A 9,412-nucleotide genomic window follows, 5' to 3' on the forward strand; every position below is an offset into this window, starting at 1 on the left:
CGGTTTGCTGGGGGCGGGCCACTTCGCCGTTCGGAAGTCTGCCTTACCGCTCCCTGTTCTCGGTGAGCGGTGTCGCGAGCGCCACGCTTGGGACGCTCATCGTCTCAAGCGTGGCGCTCGGGAAATCCTGTCCCTGAATCGGTGCTGCATGTACGAGGCCGGCAGGGCCCAACGTCGCGAAAGCCACTTTCGGGACGTCAGACGTCCCGAAAGTGGCTTTCGCGTCACCCGGACCCGGCGAACGCGCGGGCGGTCGGGAACACCCGCCGCCGAGAGCATGAGCTCAGCCCTTGGCGCCCAAGGCGTGAAGCGCCTTCAGGTACTCCATGTGGTCCGGGAGACTGGCCGAGTAGATCTCGCGTTCCTTGTCGATCTGTTCGAACATCTCCCAGGCCGCGGCGTCGTTCATCAGCTCGACCGACGGGGGTGCCTTCTTGAAGTCGAAGTCCATTCCGGACAGGATCGCCCAAAGACTGCGGGTTTCGAACAGGCGGAGCTGACTGCCGTCGGGGATGATCACGCTTTCCGCGTACTCCGTGAGCTTTTCCGCCAGGCTGTCCGGGATCGGGGCCTCGCGGACGGCGCGCCAGAACTCGGTGTCGTCGCGGTCGGTCAGGCAGTAGTGCATGACGATGAAGTCGCGGACGTCCTCGAAGGCGCTGACCATGGTTTCGTTGTAGCGCTTGGCGCGGCGCTCGTCGAGGTCACTGTCCGGGAAGTGCAGGACCAGCAGGGCGAGCTGGTATTCGATCAGCGCGATCGTCGTCGACTCGAGTGGTTCGACGAAGCAGCTGGACAGGCCGACGGCCACGCAGTTGTTCACCCAGGAGCGGCGGTTGTGGCCGACGCGCATCTTGATGTGGTTGCCCTCCACGTCGTGGGCGCGCGTGCCGAGGAAGTCGCGCAGTTCCTTCTCCGCCTTGTCCGGTGTGGTCATCTGTCCTGAGTAGACATAGCCGGAGCCTTCGCGTTTGAACAGCGGGATCTCCCAGATCCAGCCCTCCTTGCGCGCGGTCGCGGAGGTGTACGGCCGAAGTCCGTCGGGGTGGTGATCCGCCGACAGCGCGATCGCGGAGTCGCAGAGCAGCACGTCCTTCTCGCTGACGAACGGCTCTTTCAACGTCTGGTTGATCAGCAGACCGCGGAAGCCCGAGCAGTCGAGGAAGAGGTCGGCGGTGAGCTCGGCGCCGGTTTCGGTGACCACCTTTTCGATGTGGCCGCGCGTGTCGAGCGCCACCGATTCGACGTCGGCGATCACGTGGTGCACGCCGCGGCCGGTGGCCAGTTCCTTGAGGTAGCCCGCCATGAGCGCCGCGTCGAAGTGGTACGCGTAACGGAAACCCGGGTTGGGCCCGTCGGTTCCGGGCAGGGGTCTCGGCGCTTTGTTGAGTTCGCACAAGCCTTGCAACGGCATGCCCGCGTCACCGAAGGTTTCGCGCAGCCGCGTGTCGCCCGAAAGCTTCTGCTTCAGCCAGAAATGAGCCAGTGAGACGCCGCGGCCGAAGCGCTTATGGAAAGGCTTCTCGTAGTTCGGGACCGCCGGCTCGGGGACGGTGAAGAACGGGTGGAAATAGGTGTGACTCTTCTTGCCGGGGTGAGGTTTGCGCCAGTCGTTGAGCCGGACCGCGGATTTGAACGCCGCGTTGCATCGCGGCATCCAGTCTTCTTCTTTCATGCCAAGGAAAGCGAACGTCGTCCGAAGTGTCGGCACGGTGGCTTCGCCGACGCCGATCCGGCCGATCCGCTCCGACTCGACGAGCGTGATGTCCACCTTGTCGCCGAAAGCGCGGTTCAAGTACGCGGCGGACAGCCAGCCGGCTGTACCACCACCGACGATGACGATCTTCTCGACTGGACGTGCCACGGGGGGCTCCTTCGCGAGCGGCGGGAATGACGGTCTGAAATCATTCTCGGCAGGTGATCCGGGCTTGGCACCTTCTGCGATGCGCAGGGAAAACAGGGAAAACGGAGATTTTCCCTTGCCGCCCTGCGCATGTCAGATTCGAACACCCGGCGCCCTGGCCCGATCCGCCGCGTTCGCGAAGGAGCTGACGCGATGGGCCTGCTATCCCCCCGTCCGCGCGATGTCCGCGCGCAGGGCCTTCTTGTCCACCTTGCCGATCGGGGTGAGCGGCAGGGCGTCGATCGTGACGAGCCGCGCGGGGAGTTTGAACTTGGCGGCTTCGGCCGCGATCATCACCGACCATACGTCGGCGAGCTCGACCGTCGTTCCCTCGGTCACCACGACGAAGAGGCAGACCTGCTCACCGAGTTCACGATCCGGCATGGCGACCGCCGCCGCGTGGGTGACACCGTCGAGCTGCAGCGCGAAGGTCTCGACCTCTTCGGCGCTGATCTTCTCGCCACCCCGGTTGATGAGGTCCTTCTCCCGGCCGGTGATGATCAGGTAGCCCTCCGGTGTCTGCCGGACGATGTCCCCGGTGTGGTACCAGCCGTCGTCGACGAACGAGCGGGCGTCGATCTCCGGCGAGCGGTAGTAGCTCCGGGGTGTGTACGGTCCGCGGACGAGCAGGACTCCGGGCTCACCCGGCGGCACCGGACGGCCCTCCTCGTCGATGACGCGGAGCTCGTCGTCCTCGCTGATCGGCCTGCCCTGGGTGTGGTTGACGATCTCCGGCGGGTCATCGAGCCGGGTGACGCACAGAAGTCCCTCGCCCATCCCGAAAACCTGCTGCAACCGGCAACCGAGTTTCGGCCCGATCTCTTCGGCGTCCTCGGCGGACAGGCGTGCCGCGCCGACCTGCACCACGTCCAGCGAGCTCAGGTCGGTACCGGGGTGCTCTTCGTGGTGCCGCATCCAGCGCTGCACGATCGCGGGCACCGCGGAAGTCGTCGTGACGCCTTCCTGTTCGATGAGCGCCAGCGCGAGTTCCGGCGCGGGAGAGGACGCGATGACGACCCTGCCGCCTGCCAGGAGTGCGCCGATGACGCCCGGGCCGGTGTTGGGGAACCCGTGGCCCAGCGGCAAAGTGGCCATGTACACGGTGTTCGGTCCGTACTCGCAGAGTTCGATCGCCCGCTTGATCATGTAGGCGAGGTCGTTGTGCGTGCGGGCGACCAGCTTGGGCAGCCCGGTGGTCCCGCCCGAGAGCAGGAACATCGCGATGGCGTCCCCGGCGGGCGCGGCGGCGTCGAACGCCGCGGCGAGTTCACCCGGGTTTTCGGCGGGGGCGAGCAGGTCCAGGAGGTCGACGCTGCCGTCACGGATGTCGGTGCCGGTGACGAAGACGTGCTCGGCGCTCGGCACCAGGCCGACGACTTCGTGGGCCAGCGCCTGGTGGTCGAAACCCTTGTACGTGTCGGGGACGACGATCGCCCTCGCCTCGGCGTGCGCGACCACTCCGGAGAGTTCGTGCATCCGGTGCTGCGGCAGCGCCCACACCGGCAGCGCGCCGAGACGCAGGCAGGCCACCGAGATGACGACGTGTTCCCAGCAGTTCGGCAGCTGCACGACGACGCGGTCGTCGGGGCCGATGCCGAGCTCGCGCATGCGGGCGGCCGCGCCGTCCGCGCGTTCCAGCAGTTCGCCGAAGCTGATCCGGGTCTGCCCGTCGACGAGGCAGATCGCGTCCGGGGTCTTGCGGGCGGCGTCCGCGAGGTGCGTGCCCAGCGAACGCCCCTCCCAGTACCCGTTCGCGATGTAGCGGGCGGCTGCCTCCGCGGGCCAGGGAGCGACTCCCGTACGGCTCGGTTCTACCGCAGTCTTGGGCATGATGGCTCCCAGGTTCGTAGGACGGCTCTGCCATCGACCGTAGGCAGACCGGGCATCCCGGACGTCTTTGTGCTTGCGAAATGCGGAATCGGTCAGCTGGGTGTCGGGACGGTGCCAGGTCGCAAATCAGGAGTAGTCGCGGGCAACCCGCCGGGCCGAACCTGTCGTAGAGCGGGGGAGCTTGCCCTCGCGATGGGTTCTTCGGTGCAAGCACAGAAGAGGGCCGGCGATCGCCGGCCGGATCTCTGTCATGTCCGGTCGGTGCAGGAAGAGGAGCGAGGACTTGAGCGAGAACGCAGCAACATCTGACGAAGCGATCGCCATCATAGGTATGAGTTGCAGGTTCGCGCCCGACCTCGACTCCCCGGCGAAGTTCTGGGAGTTCCTCGCTGAAGGCAAGAGCACGGTCTCCGACATGCCGGAGAAGCGCTGGAAGTCGTACGCCGCGAGCAGCCCGCAGGCGACCGCCATCATCCGGGACACCGTGCTGAAGGGCGCGTTCCTCGACGACATCGAGGGCTTCGACGCCGACTTCTTCGGGATTTCGCCGCGCGAGGCCGATTTCCTCGACCCGCAGCAGCGGTTCATGCTCGAACTCACCTGGGAGGCACTGGCGGCCGCCGGTGTCCCGCCGCTTTCGCTGCGTGGCAGCGACGCGAGTGTGTACGTCGCCGCGAACTCCAACGACTACGGCAGGCGGCTGCTGGAGGACATCCCCAACACCGGGGCCTACGCGGTGAACGGGACGACGTTCTACGGCATCGCCAACCGGGTCTCGTACTTCCTCGACCTCCGCGGGCCGAGCATGGCTGTCGACACCGCGTGCGCGGGATCGCTGACCGCGCTGCACCTGGCGGCGCAGGCCCTGCGCGCGGGTGAGACACCGATCGCGCTGGTCGGCGGCCTCAACATCATGGCCACCCCGACGCTCAACGTGGCGCTCAACGGGGCCGGCGCGATGTCGAAGGACGGCCGGAGCAAGGCGTTCGACACCGACGCCGACGGGTACGGCCGAGGTGAAGGCGCCGGCGTCGTCGTGCTCAAGCTCCTCTCGGACGCGTTGCGCGACAACGACCCGATCCAGGCCGTCGTGCGCGGCGGCGGGATCTTCCAGGACGGCCGGTCCGACGGCATGATGGCCCCGAACGGCGAGGCGCAGGAGCACATGCTCCGGGAAGCCTATGAGCGCGCGGGAATCGATCCCTCCACAGTGGACTACGTCGAGGCGCACGGCACCGGCACCCCGACCGGCGACGGCGAGGAGATCAAGGCGCTGGCCAAGGTCTTCGGCGCGGGCCGCGCGGCGGGCGACCCCTGCCTGATCGGTTCGGTGAAGCCGAATATCGGGCACGTCGAGGGCGGTTCCGGCATCACCGGGGTGATCAAGACCGTGCTCGCCCTGCAGCACGAACAGATCCCGCCCAGCCTCCACAACGAACCCAATCCCGCCTACGGCTGGGAGTCCAACGGCCTCCGTCTGGTCGGTGAACTCCGGCCGTGGCCCGCGGGCGAGCAGCCCCGCCGCGCCGGGGTGTCCAGCTACGGCGTCGGCGGCACGATCGCCCACGTCATCCTGGAGGAGAGCCCCGCGCTCGGCTGGCAGGACGAGGTCGAGCAGGCGCTGCCCGCCGCGGAAGACCAGGTCCGCGGGGTGTTCGGGGTCTCCGCGATGTCGGAAGCCGGACTCCGCGCGCTGGCCGGTTCCGTGGCCGACTGGGTGACCGAACACCCGGAGACCCCGCTGTCCGAGATCGGCCACACGCTGGCGCTGCACCGTTCGCACCTGTCTCAGCGTGGCGCCGTCGTGGCGGGGTCCACCGAGCAGCTGGCCGAGCGGCTCCGTCAGCTGGCCGACGGCCAGACCGCGCCCGGTGTCTTCTCCGCGCGGACGGTGTCCGGCAACGCGGCCGACGTCGTCTGGGTGTTCTCCGGGCACGGCGCGCAGTGGTCCGGCATGGGCAGGCAACTGCTCGCGCAGGACGCCGCGTTCGCGTCCACGATCGACTCGCTGGCGGAGGTGTTCCAGGAGGAACTCGGCTGGACCCCGCGTGAGGCGATCCTGGACGGCGGCCCGTGGACCGCGGCACACGTCCAGGCGCTGACGTTCGCCATGCAGGTCGGCCTCGCCGAGGTGTGGCGCGGTCACGGTGTCGAGCCGGTGGCGGTCATCGGGCATTCGGTCGGCGAGATCGCCGCGGCGGTGGCCGCGGGCTCGCTCGGTCTGCAGGAGGCGGCCCGCTTCGCCTGCCGCCGCGCGGCCGCGTTGCAGCGGCTCGAGGGCGAAGGCGGGATGGCCATGGCCGCACTGTCCTTTGAGGACACGCGCCGGCGCCTCTCGGCGGAGAACGGCGTCGAGGCCGCGATCTCGGCCAGTCCGCATTCGACGGTCATCTCCGGTGACAAGGACGCGATCGCCCGGATCGTGGAGCAGTGGCGTGCGGACGGCATCGAAATGCGCGTCGTCGACACGGCCATAGCCTTCCACAGCAGCCACGTGGACGCGGTGCTCGCCGAGGTCGAAGCGGCGGCGCGGGAGCTCGACCCGCGGACACCGAAGGTCAGCCTCTACAGCACCGCGATGACCGACCCCCGGTCCACCGTGGCCCGTGATGGTGCCTACTGGGCGGCGAACCTGCGTCAGCCCGTGCGCTTCGCCGAAGCCATCGAGGCGGCGCTCGCGGACGGGCACCGCGGGTTCATCGAGATCTCCTCGCATCCGGTGGTCTCGCACTCGATCATCGAGACCTGCGACCACCTCGGCATCGAGGACACCGCCGGAACGGCCACGCTGCGGCGCAACGCCGACGAGATCGAGACGCTGCTGAGCAACCTGGCCAGGATGCACTGCCTCGGCGCGGTGGTGGACTGGACGCTGGACTTCCCCGCCGGCCGCCCGCTCGACCTGCCTGCCGCTGCCTGGCAGCACCGTCCTTATTGGATCTTCCCGGAGGGTGCCGGTTCGGCGGGTCTCGGCAGCGGGCACGACCCGGAGAGCCACAGCCTCCTGGGCGGCCGGATGACGGTGAGTGGAGCGCCCTCGCGGCAGGTCTGGCAGACCCGCCTCGACATGGACACCCGTCCGTACCCGCAGAGCCACGGCCTGGTCGGCGTGGAGGTCACCCCGGCGGCGTCGATCATCAACACGTTCGCGGAGGCCGCGGGCGAGGATGATTCGCCCACCCTGACCGACATCGTGCTCCGCACCCCGCTCGCGGTCCAGCCGCCGCGCGTGGTGCAGATCGTCCGCGAGGGCAGGTCGCTTTCCCTGGCGACCCGCATCGCGAACGACGGCGCGGCGGACGAAGGCGACGAGTGGATCACGCACACCACCGCCAGCATCGACTCTTCGGCGAAGCGCCCGACCGGCCGCATCGACGACGAGGTCATCCGTGCCAGGCTGCCGGTCGGCTCGCTGACCAAGATCGACGACATGTTCGCCAACATGGGCGTCGAAGGCTACGCGTTCCCGTGGACCCTCGACGAACTGCGCCGTGACCAGTACGAGCAGCTCGCCCTGATGGTCGTCGAGCCCGCCCCCGCGACGCGGGCGACCAGCTGGGCGCACGTCATCGACGGCGCGCTGACCATCAGCGCGGCGGTCGTCTCGCCCGGAGACGCGACGGTGCTGTGGATGTCACGCTCGATCGAGAAGGTGTCCTGGCACGGCGAACCGCCGGCCAGGGTCATCGTGCACAGCACGCGTTCGCCGAAGTCGCCGCACGACACGGTCGACGTGTGGGTCGCCGACATGAACGGCGACATCGTCTGCGAGGTCCTCGGCCTGAAGTTCGCCGCCGTGGAGCACCTGGGCACCGAGGTTCTCGCGCGGGACCTGGTGCACGAGATCACCTGGCGGCCCGTCGAGCCCGCGGTGGGCAGCGAGCCGCTGGAGCAGCTCGTGCTGGTCGGCGACCCGGACGTGACGGCGGAGCTGGCGAGCCAGTTCGCGGACGCCGGGGTGCCGAGTGTGCGGGTCGGCGACGAACCCGACGAGCTGCGGCCGGAGTTGTTCGGACGGCCCGGTGCCGTTCTCGTCGTGCCTTCGCTCGGGCAGCCGGATGAGGACGTCGAGAAGGTGGCGGAGCGGGCATCGTGGACGCTCATCCGCACGGTGCAACGGGTCGCCGAGATCCAGGCCAGCGCGGCCGGGCAGGTCGAGCCGCAGCGGGTGTGGGCGCTGACCCGCGGTGTGCGGCTGGCGACCGAAGAACGGTCGGTCGCGCACGGCCCGCTGTGGGGCATCTCCCGGATCACCGCGGGCGAGCACCCCGAGCTGTGGGGCGGTGCCGTCGACATCGGCGACGTCACCGGTGACACCGGCTCGCGGCTGCTGGACCTCTTCCGGGGCTCGGCGGGCAGGGGTACCGAGGACGTCATTTCCCTGACCGCCGGCGCCACGGAAGTCGCGCGGTTGAGCCAGATCGAGCGCAGCGCGGACGGCTCGCCCCTGCAGTGCTCGCCGTCGGGCACCATCCTCATCACCGGCGGACTCGGGGCACTCGGCCTCGAAGTCGCCCGGTGGCTGGTCGACCGGGGAGCGCGCAGGCTGCTGCTCGCCGGCCGCCGCGGCCTCCCGCCCCGGGAGGAATGGGACACCGTCAGCGATGCCGACGTCCGGCGTCAGATCGACAGTGTCCTCGGGCTCGAGGCGCTCGGGGTGACCGTCGGCGCGGTGGCGCTCGACATCACCGACGCCGAGCAGGTCGCCGCTGCGCTGGCCCCGGGTGCCCACGGGCTCCCGCCGGTGCGGGGTGTCGTGCACGCCGCGGGTGTCGTCAACGACGCGCTGGTGGACAAGGTCGACCAGGACGGCCTGCGGGACGTACTGGCCCCCAAAGCCAACGGCGCGATGGTCCTGCACCGGCTGTTCCCGCCGGGCAAGCTCGACTTCTTCGTGATGTTCTCCTCCTGCGGCCAGTTCGCCCGGCTCTCCGGGCAGACCAGCTACGCGGCCGCCAACTCGTTCCTCGACACGCTGGCCGCGCACCGCAACTCCGGCGGGCACACCGAGACGATCAGCCTCGGCTGGACGGCTTGGCGTGGAGTCGGCCTCTCGGAGGACATCGCGACCACGATGTTCGAGGCCAACTCGCGGGGTCTGGAGGCCGTCTCGGTGGCCGAAGCGTTCCGGGCCTGGGCGTTCGCGGACCGGTTCCAGGCGGACTACCAGGCGGTGCTGCGCGTGCTGCCGACCCCGCCGAACCTCCCGCGGGTCCCGATGTTCCGCGAGCTCACGGCTCCCGACGAGGCCGCCGGCGACACCGGCGGCCAGGGACTGGGGCTCGACCTCGAAGGCCTTTCCGACAGCGAGGCCCTCGAACGGGTCACGGCGGATGTCCGTGAGCAGGTGGGTGCCGAGCTGAACCTCGACGCGGCCGACGTCGAGCTGAAGCGGCCGCTGGTCGAACTGGGCGTCGACTCGGTGATGACGGTCGCGCTCCGCGTCCGGCTCCAGCGGCGTTATGGCCTGGACCTCCCGCCGACGATCCTGTGGGCCAGGCCCACCGTGGCGGCACTGTCCGAGCACGTCACGGAATCGCTCCGCCCGGTCGAGGAGGCGGAGGCGGCTTAGCCCGCTTAGTCCGCCGCCTGCATGCGGCAGTGAGGTCCGTGAAGGCCTCCTTGAGGGACCGCATTTGCTTACGGGGGAGGATTCCGGACGTTCAACGTCCGGAATCC

At 69.2% G+C, this 9,412-nt stretch carries 3 protein-coding genes; 1 reads left to right on the forward strand and 2 read right to left on the reverse strand.

Annotation, left to right across the window (positions count from 1 at the left end; translation table 11 throughout):
- Positions 1-283: 283 nt before the first annotated feature.
- Entirely contained in the window at positions 284-1,864 is a 1,581-nt protein-coding gene (locus ACFWMR_RS41210) for a tryptophan halogenase family protein (RefSeq protein WP_378382316.1), read from the reverse strand.
- A gap of 201 nt (positions 1,865-2,065) precedes the next feature.
- Positions 2,066-3,733: a (2,3-dihydroxybenzoyl)adenylate synthase gene (locus tag ACFWMR_RS41215; protein ID WP_093935432.1), complete on the reverse strand. Its 1,668-nt coding sequence runs from the start codon at positions 3,731-3,733 to the stop codon at positions 2,066-2,068.
- A gap of 250 nt (positions 3,734-3,983) precedes the next feature.
- Between ACFWMR_RS41215 and ACFWMR_RS41220 the strand changes: the two genes are divergently transcribed.
- Complete coding sequence (locus ACFWMR_RS41220; protein ID WP_378382317.1) at positions 3,984-9,305, forward strand: type I polyketide synthase; 5,322 nt, start codon at positions 3,984-3,986, stop codon at positions 9,303-9,305.
- Positions 9,306-9,412: the final 107 nt, after the last annotated feature.

This window comes from Amycolatopsis thailandensis (genome assembly GCF_042723255.1).
Classification (GTDB): Bacteria; Actinomycetota; Actinomycetes; order Mycobacteriales; family Pseudonocardiaceae; genus Amycolatopsis; species Amycolatopsis thailandensis.

Coding starts and splice junctions, on each gene's coding strand:
- ACFWMR_RS41215 (WP_093935432.1), bottom strand. CDS start 3,733: ATGCCCAAGACTGCGGTAGAACCGAGCCGTACGGGAGTCGCTCCCTGG.
- ACFWMR_RS41220 (WP_378382317.1), top strand. CDS start 3,984: ATGTCCGGTCGGTGCAGGAAGAGGAGCGAGGACTTGAGCGAGAACGCA.